Genomic DNA, 21,468 nt, shown 5'->3' with positions numbered 1-21,468 from the left:
CGAGGCGTCGCCGGAATCACCGGAGCGCGTCGCGGATGCGGCGGGCCGCGTCGTACAGGGCGTCCTGGGCGGTCGCCAGGGTCTCCTCGCTGACCTGCGCGGCCGCCGCGTCCCTGCGGACCTCCTCGACGAACTCGGCCAGCATCTGCCCGAGCCGGGCGTCTCCGGCGCGTGATCCCTCGCCGGTGAAGCCGTCGGCCCAGACGCGCTTCCACTCGTCCTTCCACTCGCCGGTCTGGCGCTGCCACTCGCGCTTCTGGCGCTGCCACTCCGTCTTCTGCTCGCGCCAGGCCCTGCGCGGGTCCTGCTCGGGGCTCTGGCGCACCTCGCGCGCCATCTGGGTGAGCTCCTCGCGCAGCGACTTGACCGTGTCGCGCACGTCCTCCTTGACCTCGCGGGCGATGTCGCGGACGGAGTCGGAGATCTCCTGCTCCAGGTCGGCGAGCTCGTCGAGCCGCTCGTTGAGCTCCTCGCGGCCCCGGTCGCTGATGGTGAAGACCTTCTTGCCGTCCACCACCTCGTGGGTGACCAGGCCCTCCTCCTCCAGGCGGGCCAGGCGCGGGTAGATCGTGCCGGGGGACGGGGAGTAGACGCCGAGGAAGCGATCCTGGAGCAGCCGGATCACCTCGTAGCCGTGGCGCGGGCTCTCCTCCAGCAGCTTCAGGAGATAGAGCCGGAGCCTTCCGTGGCCGAAGACCGGGCTCATGCCTGGGCTCCCTTCAGAAGAGTGACGTCGGCGGAAATGGTGTTGGCCGTCAAGGACGCCATGCCGCCGCCGATCCGGCCGCCCAGCGTCTTCGCGCCGGGCTGGGCGGAGTGGTCGAGTTCGGGGAAGGCGGCGTCGAGCCTGCCGGAGGTGGAACGGAACTTGACATCGGTCTGGACCGTGTGCGGGAGCCGCAGCACGATGTCGCCGGAGACGCTGTTCATCGTGACGTGGCCGGTCGGCGGGAGCTCCAGGTCGGCGGTGATCCGGCCGGACACGGTGGTGACGCTCAACCGCCGGGGCGTGCCCTGGGCGACGGTGAGATCGCCGGAGACGCTCTTGAACGACAGGTCGCCCACCAGACCGCGGCTCTCCACGTCGCCGGAGGCGGTGTCGGCGTTGATCTCGCCGCTCACCCCGTCGAGCACGATCCCGCCCGAGACGCTCCTGACCGAGGTGCGGCCCTCGAACCCGGCGACGACCGCGGACGCGGAGACGACCCCCACGTTGATCGGGCAGTCCTTCGGCACGGTCAGCGCCAGCGTGGCCCGGCGGCGGCCGGGGCGCAGCCAGCCCAGCAGGCCGTCCCAGGTGAGGTCCTTGTAGGTGACGGTGAGCGTGCCGTCGTCGTCGTGGGTGACGAGCAGAGGGGGGTCGTCGACCTCGGTGACCTCGAGCCTGGGAGGGCCGTCGCTGGCCAGCACCGCCAGCTTCCCCGCCACGATGCGCACGTTGAGTTTCCTGACGGAGTCGAAGGTGAGCTGCTCCGGCTTGTCGATCGTCCATTGCCGCATGTGTATGACCTCCTTGTCCTGAACACGATATGTCGCGTTAGCCGGAGGGTCAAGATATATCGCGTTTTTCTCAGTCGTCCTCGTCGTCCAGCCGGGCCAGCCAGGTGGCCAGCCGTTCCACCGGCGTCTCGAAGTCGGGGTTCAGGTCGACGAACTCGCGCAGCCGCTCGGCCAGCCACACGACGGTGACCTCCTCCTCGCCCCGGCGGGCGACGAGCTCCTCGATGCCCCGGTCGGTGAAGTACATCGCGTTCTCCCTTGATAACGCCGACGACGCTGTGGTCGTGCCCGCGATGTCGTGACGACGCTCGCGGCAAACGGGGAAGTCCCCCGCAGAGGCTCCTGCGGGGGACTTCCGTGGTGACGCCTGCGCGGACCGGCCGAGGCCGGTCGCCTAGTTGAAGATCTCGCCCAGCATCTGCTGCAGCTCCGCATCGTGGGTGGAGTGCGAGCCGGTCGCCGGCGAGGAGTTGGCCTTGCGGGAGACCCGCTTGATCGAACGCCCGCCGAAGACCCCAGGGTTCTCGGCCATCTTGAGCGCCAGGAACGGCCACGGACCCATGTTGAGCGGCTCGTCCTGCGCCCACACCAGCTCGATGTCGGCGGAGTAGCGGCTCAGCTCGGCCTCCAGCGGATCGGCGGGGAACGGGTAGAGCCGCTCGAGGCGGACGATCGCCACGTCGTTGCGGCCCTGCTTGTCGCGGGCCGCCGCCAGGTCGTAGTAGAGCTTGCCGGAGACCAGCACGACCTTGCGGACGCCGGCCGGGGGAGCCGTGATGTCGCCCAGCACCGGCTGGAACGACCCCGAGGTGAAGTCGCTGACCGCCGAGATCGCCGCCTTGTGCCGCAGCAGCGACTTGGGCGTGAACACCACCAGCGGGCGGTGCCGGTTCGACAGCGTCTGCCAGCGCAGCAGGTGGAAGTAGTTGGCCGGCAGCGTGGGCTGCGCCACGGTCATGTTGTCCTGGGCGCACATCTGCAGGAAGCGCTCGATGCGGGCCGAGGAGTGGTCGGGCCCCTGCCCCTCGTAGCCGTGCGGCAGCAGCAGGGTGACGCCGGAGCGCTGGCCCCACTTCTGCTCGCCCGACGTGAGGTACTCGTCGATGATCGACTGGGCGCCGTTGACGAAGTCGCCGAACTGCGCCTCCCAGGCGACCAGCGCCTCGGGCCGCTCCACGCTGTAGCCGTACTCGAAGCCGAGCGCGGCGTACTCGCTCAGCAGGGAGTCGTAGACGTAGAACTTCGTGGTGCCCTGGTTGAACGTCTTGAGCGGGGTGTGCTCCTCGCCCGTGACGCGGTCGACCAGCACGGCGTGCCGCTGGGTGAACGTGCCGCGCCGCGAGTCCTGGCCGACGAGGCGGACCGGGTGGCCGTCGATCAGCAGCGACCCGAAGGCCAGGGTCTCGCCCATGCCCCAGTCGATGCGGTCCTCGGCGACCATCTGCCCGCGGCGCTGCAGCACCGGCAGCAGGCGCGGGTGGACGGTGAAGCCCTCGGGCATGTTGAGCTGGGTCTCCACGATCCGCTTGACGGTCTCCTCGGAGACGGCCGTCTTGACGTCCTCGTGCGACCAGGGGACGGTCTCCATGTCCACCGGCCGGGAGAACTCGCCCGTCGGGTCCTTGGCCGCCGCGCGGGTCTCGGCGAAGGCGTTCTCCAGCTTGGCCTGGTAGTCGCGAAGCGCGCCCTCGGCCTCCTCCACCGTGATGTCGCCCCGGCCGATCAGCGCCTCGGTGTAGAGCTTGCGGGTGGAGCGCTTGGCGTCGATCAGGTCGTACATCAGCGGCTGGGTGAAGCCCGGGTTGTCGGACTCGTTGTGCCCCCGGCGCCGGTAGCAGATGAGGTCGATCACCACGTCCTTGCGGAACGCCTGGCGGTACTCGAACGCCAGCCTGCCGACCCGGACCACGGCCTCGGGGTCGTCCCCGTTGACGTGGAAGATCGGGGCCTGGATCATCCGGGCCACGTCGGTGGCGTACACGCTGGAGCGCGAGCTGGCCGGGCTGGTGGTGAAGCCGACCTGGTTGTTGACCACGATGTGCACGGTGCCGCCGGTGCGGTAACCCCGCAGCTGCGACAGGTTGAGCGTCTCGGCCACCACGCCCTGGCCCGCGAAGGCCGCGTCGCCGTGCACGAGCACCGGCAGGACGGTGAAGCCCTCCTCGCCGCGCTCCAGGAGGTCCTGCTTGGCGCGGACCACACCCTCCAGGACCGGGTCGACCGTCTCCAGGTGGGAGGGGTTGGCCACGACCGAGGTCTTGAGCTTGGAGCCGTCGGGCGAGACGAAGTCGCCGCTGGCGCCCAGGTGGTACTTCACGTCGCCGGAGCCGTGGGCGCTGCGCGGGTCGATGTTGCCCTCGAACTCGCCGAAGATCTGCCCGTACGACTTGCCGACGATGTTGGCCAGCACGTTGAGGCGGCCGCGGTGGGCCATGCCGACCACGGCCTCGTCGAGCCGCTCCTCGGCCGCGGAGCTCAGCACCGAGTCGAGCAGCGGGATCAGCGACTCGCCGCCCTCCAGCGAGAAGCGCTTCTGCCCGACGAACTTCGTCTGCAGGAACGTCTCGAACGCCTCGGCGGTGTTCAGCCGCTCCAGGACGCGCAGCTGCTCCTCGCGGTCGGGCTTGGCGTGCGGCCGCTCGATGCGCGCCTGGATCCAGGCCCGCTCCTCGGGGTTCTGCATGTGCATGTACTCGACGCCGATGGTGCGGCAGTAGGAGTCACGCAGCACGCCGAGGATGTCGCGCAGCTTCATCAGGGGCCGGCCGCCGAAGCCGCCGGTGGCGAACTCGCGCTCCAGGTCCCACAGGGTGAGGCCGTGCGACTTGATGTCGAGGTCGGGGTGCTTGCGCTGCTTGTACTCCAGCGGGTCGGTGTCGGCCATGAGGTGGCCGCGGACCCGGAAGGCGTGGATCAGCTCGATGACGCGGGCCGACTTCGCCACGTCGTCGTCGTGGGTGGTGGAGATGTCCTGGACCCAGCGGATCGGCTCGTACGGGATCCGGAGGGCCTCGAAGATCTCGTCGTAGAAGCCGTCCTCGCCGAGCAGCAGCCGGTGGACCTGCCGCAGGAAGTCACCCGACTGGGCGCCCTGGATGATGCGGTGGTCGTAGGTGCTGGTGATCGTCATCACCTTGCTCACCGCGAGGCGGGAGAGCGTGTCGGGGGAGGCCCCCTGGTACTCGGCGGGGTACTCCATCGCGCCGACGCCGATGATCGTGCCCTGTCCCGGCATCAGGCGCGGCACCGAGTGCACGGTGCCGATGGTGCCCGGGTTGGTCAGCGAGATCGTCGTGCCGCTGAAGTCGTCGACTCCCAGCTTGCCCGCCCTGGCCTTGCGCACGACCTCTTCGTACGCGACCCAGAACTGGCGGAAGTCCATCCCCTCGGTCGCCTTGATCGACGGGACCAGGAGCTGGCGGGTGCCGTCGCTCTTGGCGACGTCGATGGCCAGGCCCAGGTTGACGTGCTCGGGCTTGACCAGCACCGGCTTGCCGTCGACCTCGGCGTAGGAGTGGTTCATCTCCGGCAGGACCTTGAGGGCCTTGATCACGGCGTAGCCGATGAGATGCGTGAACGACACCTTGCCGCCGCGACCGCGCGACAGGTGGTTGTTGATCACGATCCGGTTGTCGATGAGCAGCTTCGCCGGGACCGCGCGCACGCTGGTCGCCGTCGGCACGACGAGGCTGGCCTCCATGTTGGCCGCGGTCCTGGCGGCGGCGCCGCGTAGTCGGACTTCCTCGGCACCGGCGGCGGCGGGCAACTGCGTCTCCTGCTTGGGTTGGGCCGCCGGGGCGGGCTTTGCCGCCGCCGGCGCTGGGGTCGTCGCCGCGGGGGCCGGGGTGGCCTGAGCCGCAGCCGGGGTGGCCGAGGGCGCAGCGGGGGTCGGTGGAGCGGGCGCGGCGGCAGCCGCCCCCGGGGGTGCGGCGGCACGGCCGGACCCCGAATCAGGGCTGTAGTCGGCAAAGAAGTTCCACCAGGCCCGGTCGACCGACTCGGGGTCCTGGAGGTACTTCTGGTACAGCTCGTCGACAAGCCATTCGTTCTGACCAAAGGCTGCCAGCGGGTTTGTCCGCGACGACTCAGACGACACGGCGGAAATCGCCCTCTTCCGCAGATCGGCGTTGATGATAGAGAACCTGTCCAAGGCTACTCGCCTCGGCTCGGACCTGCGCCAGTCTGACGACAGCTTCCTTGCCGATCCTCTCAGCAAGGGTTAAAACGGTCAGTCACCGGGTAACTGTTTACTCGCTCAGGCCCTGGTCAGCCTGATGTGGCGGGCCCGATCAGCCCGGCCAGACCAGCCGGGACTCCACCCGTATCCCCGGGGTGACATCTTCGAGCAGCCCGACCAGCTCGTCCCCGGCCGCGCGCAGCTCCTCCAAGGACAGGGGGGCGAGCCGTTCCAGCAGGAACAGCGCGTCCGTCGTCTCCTCGGTGATGCGGGTGCGGACGCACTGCCGCCAGTTCCAGCGGCGGCAGGTGACGCCCACGTCGTCGCGCCAGACGACCTCGCCGGCCTCCGGGTGGTCGATCGCGGGCTCGCCCTTCTCGATCACCTCGAACGGCTCGTCGCCGCTCGCGCGCACCAGCCTCGCCGTCCCCTCGTAGCGGGCCAGGTCCTCCCCGCCGATCGGCAGGCCGTGCCTGATGCTGATCGCGTTGTAGGCGTCGACCGCCCGGTTGATCTCCGGCGGCGGCATCCGCCTGACCAGCGCGTCCACCGACGGCCTGGTCCGCTGCGGCTTGGCCCCGAACCCCCGGTAGGCCTCCCGCCACGCCTCGATCCTCGGGTCGTCGACCGCCACGGCCTTCTCCGCCGCCTCCGCCAGCCAGGCCCGCGACCTGTCGTCGGTGGGCCCGTTGCGCAGCCCGTACACCTCCATCAGCAGCACCCCGAAGTCCGGCCTGAGCGTGCTGACGGCGGGGTCCACCCGGATGTCCTCGATCACGGCCCCAGTTTAGGGCGCCCGCCGCCCTCGTCCCCCGGGAGCGGCGTCAGGCGGCCGCGTGGGGGGTGAAGGTGACGTTCAAGTCGGCGTCCAGCGCTTTCGCCAGGCGCCGGAGCAGTGCCAGCGTCGGGGTGACCCCCCCTGTTTCCAGGCGGGACACCTGCGGTTGGGTCATCCCGGCCCGCTCGGCCAACTCGGCTTGCGAGAGGCCGAGTTCCGTCCGGCGGTTGTAGACCTGCTGCCCCAGAAGCAATGCCTCGCGGGCCTCCTGGTAGGCGTCGGCCCGGCGCTCGGCGCCCGTCCGCTCCCACGTGCTGTGAGCCATGCCCCACTCAGTCCTTCCAGACGCGGTCGTAGACCTCCGAGGCGACCACATGAAGATTCTCACATTCGACCTGTGCTCGACGAGCGCGTTCAACCTGACCGGTCTCCTTGCGGCGTGTCTTGGTGAAGACGGTGAGAAGGACGACGCGTCGGCGGGGAGCGAGCCAGTAGGTGATCCTGACCTGACGGCGCGTGAGCGAGAGGCGCAGCTCACGCACTTTGCCGCCAAGGTGCTTGGAGTACGGCTCGTCGAGCGTCTCGGCCTGTTCGGAGAGGAGATCGGCCAAGGCTTCGACCTTCACGTAGTCGCGCTCGGACAGCGACTCAAGCCAAGATCGGATCTCAGACTCGATCTCGATGACATATGGCCTCACGCTCCGTGAGGCCATATGTCATCGATTATATAGTCCGCAGTACGCTGAGATCGGTAACCGCAGGTCACCGGCTCGCGCCTCCGATTGTGGACGTACGGGGTCAAGCCGCGCCGGTCACGTGCAGAGGGTGCCGTTGAGGAGGAAACGTTCCGGCCGGGGGTTGGGTCCGGGGGCGTCGGCGCCGAGGAAGCCGAAGGTGACCGAGCCGCCGGGCTTGATGGTCTTGTTCCAGGAGAGGTTCCTGGCCGTCACGGTCGCGCCGTCCTGGCCGAGGTCCGCGCTCCAGTGCCTCTGGACGGACTGGCCGCCGAGGAAGGACCAGCTGAGGGTCCAGCCGTCGATCGCCTTGGTGCCGGTGTTGGTGAGGGTGACCTGGGTGGTGAACCCCCCGGTCCACTGGCCGTGGTTGGTGTAGGCGACCTTGCACGGGCCGGGGGCGGCGGCGGGGGTGTCGAGATAGGAGGCGATCCAGGAGAGCGGGGAGTTCCAGTTGATCGTCAGCTCGTTGGTGGCCCACGACTCGATGTCGTCGATGTAGCAGAACTGGGGCTTGCAGCCCTGGAGCTTGGCCTGGGCCACCGGGTCCTGGATGGCGGAGTTGGGGCCTCCGGCCAGGGTGCCGCGCGGCGGGTTGGGCAGGGACGGGTCGAGCTGGTGGGCGTACCAGCGGCTGTGCTGGTTCTTCGAGGCGACCTCGCCGTAGCCGGTCACGTACGACTGGTTGAGGGCGTTGCGCCCGAAGATGTAGTCGAGCCCCTCCAGCACCCCGTCGCGGTATTTCGCCTCGCCGCTCAGGTCGTGGGCGACGGCCATCACGACCATGTTGTTGAGCACCAGGTTGTTGGAGCCCCAGTCATAGTCCGGCGGGTTGTACGGAACGCCGTACGGGTGGGCCTTCTGGACGGCGAGATACTTGTCCGCACCTTCCAGGACGGATTGGCGCACCCGCGCCCGGTCGGGGAGCGCGCTGGGCACGGAGGCCAGCTGCAGGCGGCCGAGCTGGGCGGTGTTGCCCCAGTCGAAGCCGCGCTCGCGCCAGATGTCGCCGGTGTGGTGCGGCGAGGCGAGCACGTAGTCCTTGAACTCCTTCTCGCCGGTGGCGAGATAGAGCTCGGCGGCGGCCCAGTAGAACTCGTCGGTCACGTTGTCGTCGTTGTAGGCGCCACCGCCCACACCGTCCGCCGGGTCCGCGTACCGCGCGGGATTCGCCTTCGCGGCCGCCCACGCCTTCTTGGCCGCCGCGAGGTTGCGCGCGGCGAACGCGGCGTCGTACGGGGCGAAGAGGCGGGCCGCCTGGGCCGCGGTGGCGGCCAGGTTGAGGGTGGCGGCGGTGGAGACCGGGTGCAGCTCGCGTGGCTGGGGGTCCAGGTGGGGCAGCAGGGGCAGGCCGGTCCACGCGGCGTCGTGGATCTTGTGGTGGGCCATCCCCTCGTACGGCTTGCCCTCGGGGACCTGCATGCTGAGCAGGAACTCCTGTTCCCAGCGGGCCTCGTCGAGGATGTCGGGCACCCCGTTGCCGCTCTCGGGGATGTCGAGGTCGCCGTCCTTGTGGACGCCGTCGGCCTTGGCGCGCTCGAAGGCGGACATCAGCTGGTGAACGGAGATGCCACCGTTGACGACGTACTTGCCGTGGTCGCCCGCGTCGTACCAGCCGCCCTTGACGTTCAGCGTGTAGTCGCAGACGCCCGGCTGGCAGGGCACCTCGACGTCGCCCCGGTTGGGGGCGACCCCGACGTGGCCGGCGGGCCTTCCGTAGCCCGGGCGGAGCTCGTCGAGGATCGGGATGCCGCTGCGCTGGGTGTAGTAGAACTTCAGCGCGTCGGTCCTGAGCTCGCCGTAGACGTCCGCGCCGATGTCGAAGGGGCGGCTGGTCTCGCCGTCGGCCTCCAGCGTGTAGCCGGTGCCGGGGGCGGTGACCGCGCCGAAGTCGATCGAGTGCACGTTCTGGCCGGAGCTCCCGTCGACGCCGCGCGGGACGGTGTCGCCCTCGGCGACGACCTCCCCACCCTCACCGCCACGCCTGAGCTTCCAGGCGACCGGCTCCGTCCCCTCGGTGACGAGGGTGGCGTTCTTCGGCCCCGCGGGCAGGTAGCCGACCATGTTCACCCGGACGCGGGGCCCGGTGTCCGGTTCGTAGACGTCGGGTTCGGCCCCGCCCTTGAGGGAGACGTTGTCCACGCAGAACCTCCACGGGGTGGCGCTGCCCCCGAGCTGGAACGCCACCTGCGCGCCCGGCAGGTCCACGGGCGAGGTGAAGGTGTAGCGGTAGTCGTTACCGGACACGCTCAGCTCGGGGTTGGCCGACAGGTACTGCGTGTAGGGGTCCACCGGCAGCTGGACGAGGGCCTTGGCCACCCGGCCGGGCGTCGCGATCCCGAAGAAGGAGAACTCGTACGTCTCGTCCTTGACCAGGGGGATGTCGTTCTGGCCGATGATGACGTCCCAGGGGTTGGCGGTGCCGCCGGGGATGTCGGCGCACAGGCGGCCGTCCTCGACCTCCAGCGCGGTGTTGCCGGTACTCCACCAGGGAGCCGTGCCGGTGTCGAAGGTGCCGTTGACGATCTGTTCCGGGCCGTCCGCGGCGGCGGGCAGCGGGGTCAGGGTCACCAGGGCGGCGGCCGTGGCGAGGGCGAGCCAGGCAGGTGGTCTGATCACGGGAGGTCCTTTGGGCGGGGGAGGTGCCAGGTTGCGGGAGCTTGGGTCCGAGGATCCCGGTCGGAGGAATCCAAGTGGGAGCGCTCCCACAACCTGGGTGCCCGATGTTTCCAGCGCGTTTCGCCCACCGTCAACCGGCCGCTCTCCCCGACCACTCGCCCACCGGGTCAATGACCGATTTGTCGGATGAAACTTTCACGCACTCTCCGAGTTCGTCTCAAGGGGCGGAGTCCGTCCCGGGAACCAGGGAGTGGAGTCCGTCCCGGAAAGCACGGCGCGGAGTTCGTCTCAGGGGGCGGTCCAGTCGATCTCCGGCCCCCGGGGCACGATCCCGCTCGGGTTGACGTTCGTCTGCGTCACGAAGTAGTGCCGCTTGATCTGGTCGAAGTCGGTCGTGTCGCGGAACGCGGGAACGGCGTACAGCCGGCGGGCGTAGGCCCACAGGACCGGATAGTCGGTCAGCCGCCGCACCGCGCACTTGAAGTGCGAGTTGTAGACGGCGTCGAACCTGGCGAGCGTCGGGTAGAGCCGTACGTCGCTCTCGGTGAGCGCGTCGCCGTGCAGGTGGCGGCGGGTGGACAGCCGCTCCTCCAGCAGGTCGAGCGTGGCGAACACCTCGGTGACCGCCTCGTCGTACGCCTCCTGCGAGCGGGCGAACCCGGCCCGGTAGACGCCGTTGTTGAGGCCGCGGAAGATCACCTCGTTGAGGGCGTCGATCTCCTCGCGAAGCTCCTCGGGGTAGAGGCCGGGGGCGCCCTCGGCGTGCCAGGGCGCGAAGGCCGTCTCCAGGGTGAGGGTGATCTGGGGGTAGTCGTTGGTGACCAGGCGCCCGGCGGTGACGTCCCAGACGCAGGGCACCGTGTAGCGGCCCTCGTAGCCGGGGTCGGTCGCCAGGTAGAGCTCGGAGAGGTACTCCACCCCGGTCACCGGGTCGCCCCCGGGGATCCGCCAGCCCTTCTCGTCCCTGATCGGGTCGACGATCGTCACCCCGACCACCTCCCGCAGGCCCAGCAGCTCGCGGACGATGAGCGAGCGGTGCGCCCACGGGCAGGCGTAGGAGGCGTAGATCTGGTAGCGGCCGGGCTCCGGCGGGTGCTCGCCGCCCGCCTCGATCCGCGTCGTGAACCGGTTCGGCTGCCTCTCGAAGCGACCGCCGCCGGAGATCTCCTTTTCCAGCTTCATGCTTCGACGGTACGGGACCTTCGGCCGGGGGGCGCCCGCTCCGCCGAGGTATTTCATGTACAACCAGTAGGAAATATTGACTTACCGGGAAGTGGTGCGTAGTTTCTCCGGTATGGGCATCCATCTGACTCGGTGCGCGCACGTCGACCTCTGCCGCGTGTTCAGCGCACAGTGTCCGTGATCATGAATCCACCCGCCGTCCCCTCCCACACCTCACAGGACGCATAGGACGCATCTCATGATCATGATCAGACATGTCCCCATCCCTTGCCCCGCCGGTCCCGTCACCCCCGCCCTCGCCCTTCCGGGAGGTGCCCGGTGAGGCTCAGGATCCAGGGGGTCGGCAAGGAGTTCACCGGCCGCGACACCCGCCGTTCCTTCGCCGCCCTCGACGACGTCAACCTCGACGTACGGGAGGGGGAGCTCCTCACCCTGGTCGGGCCGAGCGGCTGCGGCAAGTCCACCCTCCTCGACCTGATCGCCGGGCTGGCCGCGCCGACCACCGGCCGGATCCTGCTGGACGGCGTCCCCCTCGACGGCCCCGGCCTCGGCCGGGGGATCGTCCTGCAGCAGTACGCGTTGTTCCCCTGGCGCACGGCGCTGTCCAACATCGAGTTCGCGCTGGAGGGCAGGGCCGCCACGAGGCGGGAGCGCGCCGAGCTGGCCGGGAGGTATCTGGACCTGGTGGGGCTCGGCGAGTTCGGTGATCGTTATCCCCACGAGCTCTCCCTCGGGATGCCCCAGCGCGTGGCCATCGCCAGGAGCCTGGCCGCGGATCCGGCCGTGCTGCTGCTGGACGAGCCGTTCGCCGCGCTGGACGCCGGGACCCGGGAGTCGCTCCAGGAGGAAGTGGTGCGGATCTGGGAGAAGACCGGTACGACGATCCTGTTCACCACCCGGAGCGTCGACGAGGCCGTCTACCTCGGCCGGAGGGTCGCGGTCATGACGTCCCGGCCCGGCCGGATCGGGCGGACCGTCGAGGTGGATCTCGGTTCTCGCGAGGGGGACCCGAGGGACGGTTCCCGCTTCGGGGAGTACCGCCACGAGGTGTGGAAACTTCTCCGTTCCGACGTCGACCAGAAAGCGCCGGTGGCCTCATGAGCATCGTGACCGTGGTGGGAAACCCGCGGCCCGGATCGCGCACCCACGGGGTGGCCGTCCGGGCGGCGGAGGCCGTCGCCCGGCGGATCGGGGACGCAGAGGCTCCCGAGGTCGTCGACCTGGCGGCCCTGGCCCCGCTGCTGCTCGCCCCGGAGACGGCGCCGGAGGTGAGGGCCGCGCTGGAACTGGTGGCCGGAGCCGACGTGCTGGTGGTGGCGAGCCCGACCTACAAGGCCACGTACACCGGCCTGCTCAAGGTGTTCCTCGACCGGCTGCCGGGCGGCGCGCTCGCCTCGGCCGTCGCGCTGCCGCTGCTGGTGATGGGGGACGCCGGGCACTCGCTGGCGGTGGAGGTCCATTTCCGCCCGCTGCTGGTGGAGCTGGGGGCGACGGTGCCCACCCCGGGCCTCGCGCTGCAGGAGTCGCAGATTCCCGACCTCGACGCCGCCCTCGGCCCCTGGGCCGACCGGGTCGGCCCGCAGGTGATCGCGGCACTCGGGAAAAGGGCTCCCGCGTGACGCGGGAAGAGATAGAGACCCCTACGGGTTTTGAGTAGTGTCCTTTTGTTCCTTAAAGGGGAAAAAGTGACGAAGTGGATCATCTTCACAGTAACCCACACAGTCCTAAGCGAGGCGGCATGACCGAGACACTGTCCGGCAGGGCAGTCGACGCGGAGCGTTTCCGGCAGGCGCTGGCCGTCCACGCGGCGGGAGTCGTCGTCGTCACCGCCCAGGTCGAGGGCATGCCGGTCGGCCTCACGGCGACCTCGTTCTCATCCGTCAGCCTCACACCCCCGCTGGTCTCCTTCTACGTGGACCAGTCCTCGACCACCTGGCCCTGGCTCAGGCAGGCGGACCACTTCGCGGTGAACGTGCTGGCCAGCGACCAGGCCGAGGTGGCCTCGCGCTTCGCCAGGAAGGGCGTCGACCGCTTCGCCGCCCCCACCTCCTGGACCCCCGGCCACCTGGGCGTCCCGCTGCTGGACGGTGTCTCGGCCCACCTGGTCTGCGCTCCCCACTCCACCGTCGACATCGGCGACCACGTCCTGGTCGTCGGACTCGTGATCGAGACCAGCCTCGAACCCGGCGGACGCCCGCTCCTGTATCACCAGGGCCGCTTCGGGCGCTTCACCCCGCACCCCTGATCCCTCTCGATCCCTCCTGGCCCTGCGGGAACCCTCCGGCCGATCTCGCGGGAAACGTCCGTGCCGGAACGTTCCTCGCGGGTGCCGCGGCCCGCGCGGGAACCGTGGGTGTCGCGGGCGGCCGGCGCATCGGCCCACGCCCGGAAGCCTGCGGATCCGTTTGTTGAATAAAATGCCGAATGGCGCAATTTCTCACTTATGGCATTGAAAATGCTACTTGTCGTGAATGAAGCTTCTCCCTGTCGTGTCCGGGCTCATCATGCGGCTCGTCCGGCCCGCCCGCGGGGGCGGAGCCGTGGGGTGTCCACGCACGGGATGCCTCGGACGGGGGCCTAAGTGTCCACGCGCGGGATGCCTCGGAGGGGGGCCGAGGAGGATCCTCAGGCGAGGCGGACGGTGCCCCGGCCGGTGGCCAGGGGGAGCTCCACCGCGGTGCGGATGCCCGGCGGGGCGGCGCAGAGGGCGGCGACGGAGTTCACGGCGTGGGCGGCGGCACCGGCCAGACCGTGCGAGATCTCACCCACGGTGAGCATCAGCTGGGGCACGCCCTCGATGTGGACGCTGAAGCCCGGATCGGCCCAGCGTTCCACCTGGGTGGCGTCGGCCTTGTAGACGCACTCCACGGTCATGAAGGGACGGCCGCGGACCAGCCCGCTGAACATCCAGCGGGACGCGCACACGGTGCCCGCCCTGACCAGTCCCGCGCTGATCTCGAACTCCTCGGACGCGAGCTCGAACTCGTCGCTCTCCTCGACCTCGTCGAGGGCCACGCCGAGGTTGTCGGCCACGAACTGGACGCTCTCGGCGAACAGCGAGCGCTGGAAGGCGCGGAAGGGGCGTACGGCGGCGACGTAGTCCTTGGCCGAACGCGTGAAGCCGAACAGGTCCACCACGATCTGCCGGGACGGGTGCCCCCGGAAGTCGGACGACTCCCGGACGTAGATGTGGTCGACGCGGCTGGACAGGCCGGTCAGCGTGAGCGGCAGGATGTCGCTCATGAAACCGGGGTTGACGCCGGTGCCGTGCAGGGACGTGCCCCCCGCGCGGCAGGCGGCCTCCAGGCGCTCCACCACTCCCGGGCCGTAGCACTTGGGATACACGAACCCGGTGGTGGTGATGACGTTCTTGCCGGCGGCGAGCAGTGCGCAGATGGTCTCCACGTCGCTCGGATACTCCCCGCCGAAGTAGGACGCCGGCAGCGGCATGTGCAGCACGCAGTCGGCCTCCGTGGCGAGGATCTCCTCGACGTCGTCGGTGCAGGTGACACCGGCCTCGGGGAGCCCCACGAGGGTCCCCGCGTCCTGTCCTACCTTGTCCGGGTCGTAGACCAGGACTCCGGCCAGCTCGAACTCCGGCCGGGTGATCACGCTGCGCAGGGAGTATCTGCCGACGGCGCCCGTGGCCCACTGGACCACGCGCAGGGGCGGCGATAAGGACATACAGGGCCTCCAGCCCAAAATATTGGGCGGGGCCGTACAAGGAAAAAGTGAGGGGTGTCGTCGTTGACCCTCGCCCGTGTGGGGCAAAAACTTTAGCAGAAATTAACACGCGTGCTTACTATCCGCAATGATCCCACACGTTTTTGGTTACCACTCCGCGCCTTTCTTTCCGGGGCCGGTCCGGCGCCGGGAAGGTCCCGTCGGCGGCTCGTCACGGTTTGGCGGACATCGTCCTGGCGATTTCGCAGGTGACGTCCCGAGGATCCCCATGGCATCACGAGGGCCGGGCGAGCTATTGTTCAGACGACTAGAATTATGTTCTCGTGGGAGGGTTGCGGATGTCAGAGCTGCGGTTTGACGGCAGGGTCGCGGTCATCACCGGCGCCGGGCACGGACTCGGCCGCTCGCACGCGCTGTCGCTCGCCGAGCGCGGCGCCAAGGTCGTGGTCAACGACCTGGGCGGGGCACTGGACGGCACCGGCGCCTCCGCGGGCCCGGCCGCCGAGGTGGTCGAGACGATCAGGAAGAACGGCGGGGAGGCGACCGCCAGCACCGACGACGTCGCGACCCCCGAGGGGGCCCAGGCGATCGTGCGGACCGCGATCGACACCTACGGGCGGCTGGACATCGTCGTCAACAACGCCGGCATCCTGCGGGACAAGTCCTTCGGCAAGATCAGCGTCGAGGAGTTCGACCAGGTCCTCGCCGTCCACGTCCGCGGCTCGTTCCTGGTCAGCCGGGCGGCGTTCCCGTACCTCAAGGAGCAGGGCTACGGCCGGATCATCAACACCTCCTCGCCCGCCGGGCTGTTCGGCAACTTCGGCCAGGCCAACTACTCCACCGCCAAGATGGGCCTGGTCGGCCTCACCAAGACGCTCGGCATCGAGGGCGCCAGGGCCGGGATCAAGGCCAACGCGATCGCGCCGATCGCCTGGACCCGGATGACCGAGGAGATCCTGCCCGCCGAGTTCGAGGCCAAATTCACCGCGGAGCGGGTCAGCGCCCTGGTGACCTTCCTGGCGCACGAGGCCTGCGAGACCAGCGGCGAGGTGTTCAGTGTCGGCGGCGGCCGGATCGCCCGGGTGTTCGTGGCCGAGGGGCCCGGCTGGCGGCAGGACGACCACACGGTGGAGGACATCCGGGACAACTGGGAGGCGATCCTCGCCGAGCAGCCGTACCTGACCCCGACCACCCTCGGCCGGCAGGCGACCGCCTCGATGAAGGCCATGCTCTGACGGCCGGGCACCGGCCGGGGTGACCGCCGTGGCCGCGACGGCGGGCCGGCCCCCGGCCGGACGTTCGAGGGCGCTCTCGTTTCGAGAGCGCCCTTTTGGTCGTTTCATGGGATTTCCAGCGATTTCCGGCGGCCTTCCAGCGGTCGTGGAACGGTCCGAGAGAGGCGGCGGGGATACGGGAGTCAGGTGAATACCCCGGTGGGGCGGGCAGGGGGTCCGTGCGGACGGGGTCCGCTTTCGCGGGGCGGGGGCCGGAGGTTCTGCTTGACCCGACCAATCTTTTGCTTGACGGTGGACAGAACCGGTCCTTACCATCCTGAAATAAGGAAGAAATAAGCCAGAAACCGGCAGATTTCGGGATTTACTGCTACTCGTCCAGATGTCAACGCCGATTCGCGCATCCTCTTCCCCGCACCACCACTGGCCCGCTCGCTCCCCGGGTTATCACCACCGGTCCGCCGACCCAGGCCGCCCGGTTAGTTTCGCATGTCCTTGTCCCCCCAGGAGATTCCATGCGCCGCCAGATCACCGCCTTAATGGTCCCGATCCTGCTCTTGTTATCCGTGTTCTCCGGGTCGACGCTGTCACCGGCGAACGCGGGAACCGCGAAGGCGGCCGCCTTCCGGGTGCTGCTGTTCACCGAGGCCGCCGGCTACGTGCACGCCTCGATCGCCTCCGGCATCACGATGGTCCAGCAGCTCGCCGCCGCCAACGACTTCGAGGTCGTCCAGTCCGCGAACTCGACCGTGTTCAACGACGCGAACCTGGCCACCTTCGACGCGATCATCATGCTGCAGAACTCCGGCATGGTCTGGGACAACGACGCCCAGCGTCAGGCCACCCAGAAGTTCGTCAACAACGGCGGTGGGATCGTGGCGATCCACAACACCACCGACATGGACATCGAGACCCAGTTCCCCTGGTGGGACCAGCTCATCCAGGGCGGCGCGCACATGACCGCGCACTCGGCCATCCTGCAGGGCACCGCCAAGGTCCTGGACAAGAAGCACCCCTCCACCGTGGGTCTGCCCGACCGCTGGGTCCGTACCGAGGAGTGGTACAACTTCAGCAAGAACATGCGCGGCGACGTCCACGTCCTGGTCGCCGCCGACGAGAGCACCTACAACGCCGGCAACAACAAGATGGGCCCCGACCACCCGATCTCCTGGTGCCGCACCACCGAGGGCGGGCGCGTGTGGGCGACCGCGATGGGCCACGAGAGCGCCTCCTACAGCGAGGCCAACTTCCGCCAGCACGTGCTCGGCGGCGTCAAGTGGGCGGCCGGCAACGCCGCGGGCGACTGCGGCGGCACCGTGTGGAACCGGTACCAGAAGGTGACGCTCGACGGCGCGCCCGACCAGCCGATGGGCCTGGACATCGCCCCCAACGGCGACGTCTACTACATCGCCCGCTCCGGCAAGCTCATGCTGGTCCGCAAGAGCAACGGCCAGATCGTGACCGCCGGCACGCTGAGCGTCTACACCGGCGGTGAGGACGGGCTGATCGGCATCGCCCTGGACCCGAACTTCGCGACCAACCGCTGGGTCTACCTCAACTACTCGCCCACCGGTTCCGCGGCGATCAACCAGGTCTCCCGGTTCACCCTCAACAGCGCCGGTGACAGCCTCGACCTGTCCAGCGAGAAGAAGCTTCTCAGCATCCCGGCCACCAGGGTCGACGAGCCGGGGCACACCGGCGGGTATCTCACCTTCGGGCCCGGCGGGAACCTCTACATCGGCGTCGGCGACGACATCAACCCCTTCGCCTCCGACGGGTACACGCCGATCGACGAGCGTTCGGGCCGCGCCAACTTCGACGCGCAGAAGACCAGCGCCAACACCAACGACCTGCGCGGCAAGATCCTGCGGATCCACCCCGAGACCAACGGCACCTACACGATCCCCTCGGGCAACATGTTCGCGCAGGGCACCGCGCAGACCCGCCCGGAGATCTACGCCATGGGCTTCCGTAACCCGTTCCGGTTCTCGGTGGACTCCGAGACCGGCTGGATCTCGGCGGCCGACTACGGCCCCGACGCGGGATCGGCCAACGCCAACCGCGGGCCCGAGGGCACCGTGGAGTGGAACCTGATCAAGTCGCCCGGCTTCTACGGCTGGCCGTACTGCGTGGGCAACAACATCCCGTACAACGACTACAACTTCTCCACCTCCACCTCGGGGGCGAAGTTCAACTGCTCGGCGCCGGTGAACACCTCGCCCAACAACACGGGCATGACGAACCTGCCCGCGGTCAAGCCCGCCAACGTCTGGTACAACTACCACCTCGTGAACGAGTGGCCGGAGATGGGCAACGGCGGCGGCGCGGCCCCGATGGGCGGCCCGTTCTACCACTACGACGCGGCCAACCCCTCGGAGACGAAGTTCCCCGCGTACTTCGACGACACCCCGTTCTTCTACGAGTGGAGCCGCAACTACCTGATGGAGATGCGGCTGGACGGCAGCGGCAACGTCCTGAAGACCAACCGCTTCCTGTCCAACCTCGGGTTCAGGTCGCCGCTGGACATGAAGTTCGGCCCCGACGGCGCGATGTACCTGATCGAGTGGGGCGTCGGCTACGGCGGCACCAACCCCGACGACGGCGTCTACCGCATCGACTACATCAACGGCGGCTCGCGCTCCCCGATCGCCAAGGCGGGCGGGACGCCCACCTCCGGCCAGGCCCCGCTCACCGTCCAGTTCTCCTCGGCCGGTTCCTCCGACCCCGACGGCGACGCCTTCACCTACGCGTGGGACTTCACCAGCAACGGCTCGACCGACTCCACCGCGGCGAACCCCTCGTTCACCTACACCTCCAACGGCACCTACACCGCCAAGCTCACGATCACCGACCCGTCGGGCAAGAGCGGCTCGGCGACGGTGCCCATCACGGTCGGCAACACCGCGCCGGTCGTGCGGTTCGGCTCGCCGCCCGACGGCACGACGATCAACTTCGGCGACTCGGTCCCGTACACGGTGACCGTCACCGACCCCGAGGACGGCACGATCGACTGCTCCAAGGTCAGGGTGGTCACGGCGCTGGGCCACGACACCCACAGCCATGACACGGGCCAGTTCACCGGGTGCTCGGGGACCGTCGTGACCACGAACTCCGGACACGACGCCGACGCCAACACCTTCTACGTGCTGACCGCGACCTACACCGACGCGGGCGGCCTGTCCAACACCGCCAACCTGATCCTGCAGCCCCGCCAGAAGCAGGCCGAGTACTTCACCGGCTCCTCCGGGGTCCGGGTCATCGACCAGGCCGGCGCGCAGGCCGGCAAGCGCGTCGGGGACATCTCCAGCAACGACTGGATCTCCTTCTCGCCGATGAGCGTCCAGGGGATCACGTCGGTCTCCTACCGGCTGTCCTCGCCGTCGGGCGGCGGCACCATCGAGCTGCGCGCGGACTCGCCCACCGGGCAGCTGCTGTCCACCACGACCGTGCCGAGCACCGGAGGCTGGGACACCTACCAGCAGACGGCCGCCACATCCGTGACGGCGCTGTCCGGCAGCCACCCGCTGTTCCTGGTGTTCAAGCCCTCCGCGACGAACCAGTTCGACCTCGACTCCTTCACCCTGAACACGACAGGAGGACCGACCGGGCCGGTGGCCGGCGGCGTCTACACCCTGGTCGCCGCGCACAGCTCCAAGGCGGCCGACGTCGAGGCTCAGTCCACGGCCGACGGGGCCAGGGTGGTCCAGTGGACGGCCGGCACGGGCAACAACCAGCGGTGGAGGTTCGGCGCGGCGGCCGGCGGCGCCTTCACCCTCACCGGAGTCCAGAGCAGCAAGTGCCTGGACGTGAACGGCGGCTCCACCTCACCGGGTGGGCTGATCATCCAGTGGACCTGCCACAACGCCGCCAACCAGCAGTGGAAGTTCACCGCCAACTCCAACGGCACCTACAGGATCGCCTCGGCCGCCAGCAACCTCTGCCTCGAGGTGCCCGGCGCCTCGACGGCCAACGGCACGCAACTGACCCAGGCCACCTGCGGGACCGCCACCAACCAGCAGTGGAGGCTCACCCGGATTAGCTGACCGAGCATGGTCAAGTTCGCCGACTTTTGCCGATTGAGGCAAAAGTCGGCGAACTGTTAGGTAAAAGTGATTCACAAACCGGTCTAAAGAGGGTTAGCTTCTGCACACCTACTCGGAACAGGGAGGGTGTAGTGAAGCGGACCGTCGTCCGGCCGGAGAACGCGTACCAGGCCGCGTTGCTCCGACTGCTGCGCGAGGGGGCGCGGTCGCGCGCCGAACTCGGCGACGTGACCGCCCTGTCGCGCTCCCGGCTCAACCTGGAACTCGACCGGCTCGTCGAGCTGCGCCTGGCCGAGCAGGCCGGGCTGGCGGCCTCGCGCGGCGGGCGCAGGTCCGGCCTGGTGCGGATCTCCGGAGATCTCCGCTTCGCCGGGATCGACATCGGCGCGACCTCCATCGACGTGGCCGTCACCGACGGCGAGATGGAGATCCTCGGCCACCTGAGCGAGCGGTGCGACGTGCGCGACGGCCCGGCGGCCGTGCTCGACCAGGCCATGGGGATGATCGCCAAGCTGGGCGAGCAGAACCTGTTCACCCAGCTGTACGGCGCGGGGATCGGCCTCCCCGGGCCGGTCAGCTTCCGCGAGGGGGTGCCGGTGGCGCCCCCGATCATGCCCGGCTGGGACCGCTTTCCCGTCAGGGAGGCGGTCGGCCAGGCCCTCGGCTGCCCCGCCGTGGTCGACAACGACGTCAACATCATGGCCCTCGGCGAGCTCCACTCGGGGCTGGCCAGGCAGGTGGACGACTTCCTGCTCGTCAAGATCGGCACCGGCATCGGCTGCGGCATCGTGGTGGACGGCAAGATCTACCGGGGTGTCTCCGGCAGCGCCGGCGACATCGGCCACATCCGCGTCGACGACCAGGGCCCGATCTGCGCCTGCGGCAACGTCGGCTGCCTGGAGGCCTACTTCGGCGGGACCGCCCTCGCCAGGGAGGCCACCGCCATCGCCGGGCGCTCGGCCTACCTGAGCCGGCGCCTCGACCTGACGGGCACCCTCACCGCCGAGGACGTCGCCAAGGCCGCCGAGATGGGCGACGCCGAGGCGGTACGGCTCATCCGCGACGGCGGGCGCAGGGTCGGCACGGTGCTGGCCGGGCTCGTCAGCTTCTTCAACCCCGGCCTCGTGATCATCGCGGGAGGTGTGGCCCAGCTGGGTCACGTCCTCCTGGCGGAGATCAGAAGTGTCGTCTACCGCCGGTCGCTGCCCCTGGCGACCGGCAACCTGCCCATCGTGCTCTCGGAGCTCGGACCCGACGCCGGCGTGGTCGGCGCGGCCAGGCTCAGCAGCGACCACGTCCTCTCGGCCCCATGATGAACCAGCGAGGCCCCATGTCAGAAGCCAACCCCCTGCTCCTCATGCGCGGGATCGTCAAGCAGTTCCCGGGAGTGCGCGCCCTCGACGGCGTCGACCTGGAAGTGCTGCCCGGAGAGGTGCACTGTCTGCTCGGCCAGAACGGTGCCGGGAAGTCCACCCTGATCAAGACCCTGGCGGGCGCTCACCAGCCCGACGAGGGGACG

At 69.3% G+C, this 21,468-nt stretch carries 17 protein-coding genes; 7 read left to right on the top strand and 10 right to left on the bottom strand.

Going from position 1 to position 21,468, the window contains the following annotated elements:
- Window positions 1-16: 16 nt before the first annotated feature.
- The 9 genes from AB0G15_RS29685 to AB0G15_RS29645 all read right to left on the bottom strand — a co-directional run bounded on the left by AB0G15_RS29685 (window position 17) and on the right by AB0G15_RS29645 (window position 10,990).
- The gene (locus tag AB0G15_RS29685) at window positions 17-706 is read right to left on the bottom strand and encodes a helix-turn-helix transcriptional regulator (protein WP_362697810.1); all 690 of its coding nucleotides are present in this window, start codon (window positions 704-706) and stop codon (window positions 17-19) included.
- Window positions 703-1,500: a DUF4097 family beta strand repeat-containing protein gene (locus AB0G15_RS29680; protein WP_362846085.1), complete on the bottom strand. Its 798-nt coding sequence runs from the start codon at window positions 1,498-1,500 to the stop codon at window positions 703-705. The genes AB0G15_RS29685 and AB0G15_RS29680 overlap by 4 nt, the downstream gene beginning before the upstream one ends.
- 70 nt (window positions 1,501-1,570) lie before the next feature.
- A complete protein-coding gene (locus AB0G15_RS29675) occupies window positions 1,571-1,747 on the bottom strand; it encodes a DUF6104 family protein (protein WP_329094229.1) in 177 nt (58 codons plus the stop codon).
- Between the two features lie 147 nt (window positions 1,748-1,894).
- Window positions 1,895-5,596 carry a multifunctional oxoglutarate decarboxylase/oxoglutarate dehydrogenase thiamine pyrophosphate-binding subunit/dihydrolipoyllysine-residue succinyltransferase subunit gene (locus AB0G15_RS29670; protein WP_362846082.1) on the bottom strand — a complete coding sequence of 1,234 codons (3,702 nt, stop codon included), beginning with the start codon at window positions 5,594-5,596 and terminating at the stop codon, window positions 1,895-1,897.
- A 193-nt stretch (window positions 5,597-5,789) separates the two neighbouring features.
- A complete protein-coding gene (locus tag AB0G15_RS29665) occupies window positions 5,790-6,455 on the bottom strand; it encodes a phenylalanine--tRNA ligase beta subunit-related protein (RefSeq protein ID WP_362846080.1) in 666 nt (221 codons plus the stop codon).
- 46 nt (window positions 6,456-6,501) lie between these two features.
- Window positions 6,502-6,780: a helix-turn-helix transcriptional regulator gene (locus AB0G15_RS29660; RefSeq protein ID WP_362846078.1), complete on the bottom strand. Its 279-nt coding sequence runs from the start codon at window positions 6,778-6,780 to the stop codon at window positions 6,502-6,504.
- A gap of 7 nt (window positions 6,781-6,787) precedes the next feature.
- Complete coding sequence (locus tag AB0G15_RS29655; RefSeq protein ID WP_362846076.1) at window positions 6,788-7,153, bottom strand: type II toxin-antitoxin system RelE/ParE family toxin; 366 nt, start codon at window positions 7,151-7,153, stop codon at window positions 6,788-6,790.
- A gap of 114 nt (window positions 7,154-7,267) precedes the next feature.
- Window positions 7,268-9,808, bottom strand: coding sequence for a glycoside hydrolase family 9 protein (locus tag AB0G15_RS29650; protein ID WP_362846074.1), 2,541 nt, complete (start codon window positions 9,806-9,808; stop codon window positions 7,268-7,270).
- Between the two features lie 288 nt (window positions 9,809-10,096).
- On the bottom strand, window positions 10,097-10,990 hold the full coding sequence (locus AB0G15_RS29645; RefSeq protein WP_362846072.1) for a glutathione S-transferase C-terminal domain-containing protein: 894 nt from the start codon (window positions 10,988-10,990) through the stop codon (window positions 10,097-10,099).
- A gap of 318 nt (window positions 10,991-11,308) precedes the next feature.
- Between AB0G15_RS29645 and AB0G15_RS29640 the strand changes: the two genes are divergently transcribed.
- The 3 genes from AB0G15_RS29640 (at window position 11,309) to AB0G15_RS29630 (ending at window position 13,235) form a co-directional block, all read left to right on the top strand.
- Complete coding sequence (locus AB0G15_RS29640) at window positions 11,309-12,091, top strand: ABC transporter ATP-binding protein (RefSeq protein WP_362846070.1); 783 nt, start codon at window positions 11,309-11,311, stop codon at window positions 12,089-12,091.
- A complete protein-coding gene (locus AB0G15_RS29635) occupies window positions 12,088-12,609 on the top strand; it encodes an NADPH-dependent FMN reductase (protein WP_362846068.1) in 522 nt (173 codons plus the stop codon). Before AB0G15_RS29640 ends, AB0G15_RS29635 begins: the two co-directional genes overlap by 4 nt.
- Window positions 12,610-12,728: 119 nt before the next feature.
- Window positions 12,729-13,235 carry a flavin reductase family protein gene (locus AB0G15_RS29630; protein WP_362846066.1) on the top strand — a complete coding sequence of 169 codons (507 nt, stop codon included), beginning with the start codon at window positions 12,729-12,731 and terminating at the stop codon, window positions 13,233-13,235.
- A 380-nt stretch (window positions 13,236-13,615) separates the two neighbouring features.
- Here the strand turns inward: AB0G15_RS29630 and AB0G15_RS29625 are convergent, their stop codons facing one another.
- Window positions 13,616-14,674, bottom strand: coding sequence for a dihydrodipicolinate reductase (locus AB0G15_RS29625; protein WP_362846064.1), 1,059 nt, complete (start codon window positions 14,672-14,674; stop codon window positions 13,616-13,618).
- 338 nt (window positions 14,675-15,012) lie between these two features.
- Between AB0G15_RS29625 and AB0G15_RS29620 the strand changes: the two genes are divergently transcribed.
- The 4 genes from AB0G15_RS29620 to AB0G15_RS29605 form a co-directional block, all read left to right on the top strand.
- On the top strand, window positions 15,013-15,909 hold the full coding sequence (locus tag AB0G15_RS29620) for an SDR family oxidoreductase (protein WP_362846062.1): 897 nt from the start codon (window positions 15,013-15,015) through the stop codon (window positions 15,907-15,909).
- Between the two features lie 512 nt (window positions 15,910-16,421).
- Window positions 16,422-19,949, top strand: a complete 3,528-nt coding sequence (locus tag AB0G15_RS29615) for a ThuA domain-containing protein (RefSeq protein WP_362846060.1) — start codon at window positions 16,422-16,424, stop codon at window positions 19,947-19,949.
- A 131-nt stretch (window positions 19,950-20,080) separates the two neighbouring features.
- The gene (locus AB0G15_RS29610; protein WP_362846058.1) at window positions 20,081-21,262 is read left to right on the top strand and encodes an ROK family protein; all 1,182 of its coding nucleotides are present in this window, start codon (window positions 20,081-20,083) and stop codon (window positions 21,260-21,262) included.
- 17 nt (window positions 21,263-21,279) lie between these two features.
- Window positions 21,280-21,468 (top strand): ATP-binding cassette domain-containing protein (locus AB0G15_RS29605; protein WP_362846056.1); only part of this gene is annotated, 189 nt, incomplete at its 3' end.

The organism is Streptosporangium sp. NPDC023825 (assembly GCF_040639575.1).
Classification (GTDB): Bacteria; Actinomycetota; Actinomycetes; order Streptosporangiales; family Streptosporangiaceae; genus Streptosporangium.
The sequence above is the reverse complement of the archived record's forward strand: the minus strand, read 5'-3'. Positions and strand labels throughout refer to the sequence as shown.

What these genes read in the sequence shown, in the direction of transcription:
- AB0G15_RS29685 (WP_362697810.1), bottom strand. Translation starts at nt 706, where the DNA reads ATGAGCCCGGTCTTCGGCCACGGAAGGCTCCGGCTCTATCTCCTGAAG.
- AB0G15_RS29680 (WP_362846085.1), bottom strand. Translation starts at nt 1,500, where the DNA reads ATGCGGCAATGGACGATCGACAAGCCGGAGCAGCTCACCTTCGACTCC.
- AB0G15_RS29675 (WP_329094229.1), bottom strand. Translation starts at nt 1,747, where the DNA reads ATGTACTTCACCGACCGGGGCATCGAGGAGCTCGTCGCCCGCCGGGGC.
- AB0G15_RS29660 (WP_362846078.1), bottom strand. Translation starts at nt 6,780, where the DNA reads ATGGCTCACAGCACGTGGGAGCGGACGGGCGCCGAGCGCCGGGCCGAC.
- AB0G15_RS29645 (WP_362846072.1), bottom strand. Translation starts at nt 10,990, where the DNA reads ATGAAGCTGGAAAAGGAGATCTCCGGCGGCGGTCGCTTCGAGAGGCAG.
- AB0G15_RS29635 (WP_362846068.1), top strand. Translation starts at nt 12,088, where the DNA reads ATGAGCATCGTGACCGTGGTGGGAAACCCGCGGCCCGGATCGCGCACC.
- AB0G15_RS29630 (WP_362846066.1), top strand. Translation starts at nt 12,729, where the DNA reads ATGACCGAGACACTGTCCGGCAGGGCAGTCGACGCGGAGCGTTTCCGG.
- AB0G15_RS29625 (WP_362846064.1), bottom strand. Translation starts at nt 14,674, where the DNA reads ATGTCCTTATCGCCGCCCCTGCGCGTGGTCCAGTGGGCCACGGGCGCC.
- AB0G15_RS29620 (WP_362846062.1), top strand. Translation starts at nt 15,013, where the DNA reads ATGTCAGAGCTGCGGTTTGACGGCAGGGTCGCGGTCATCACCGGCGCC.
- AB0G15_RS29615 (WP_362846060.1), top strand. Translation starts at nt 16,422, where the DNA reads ATGCGCCGCCAGATCACCGCCTTAATGGTCCCGATCCTGCTCTTGTTA.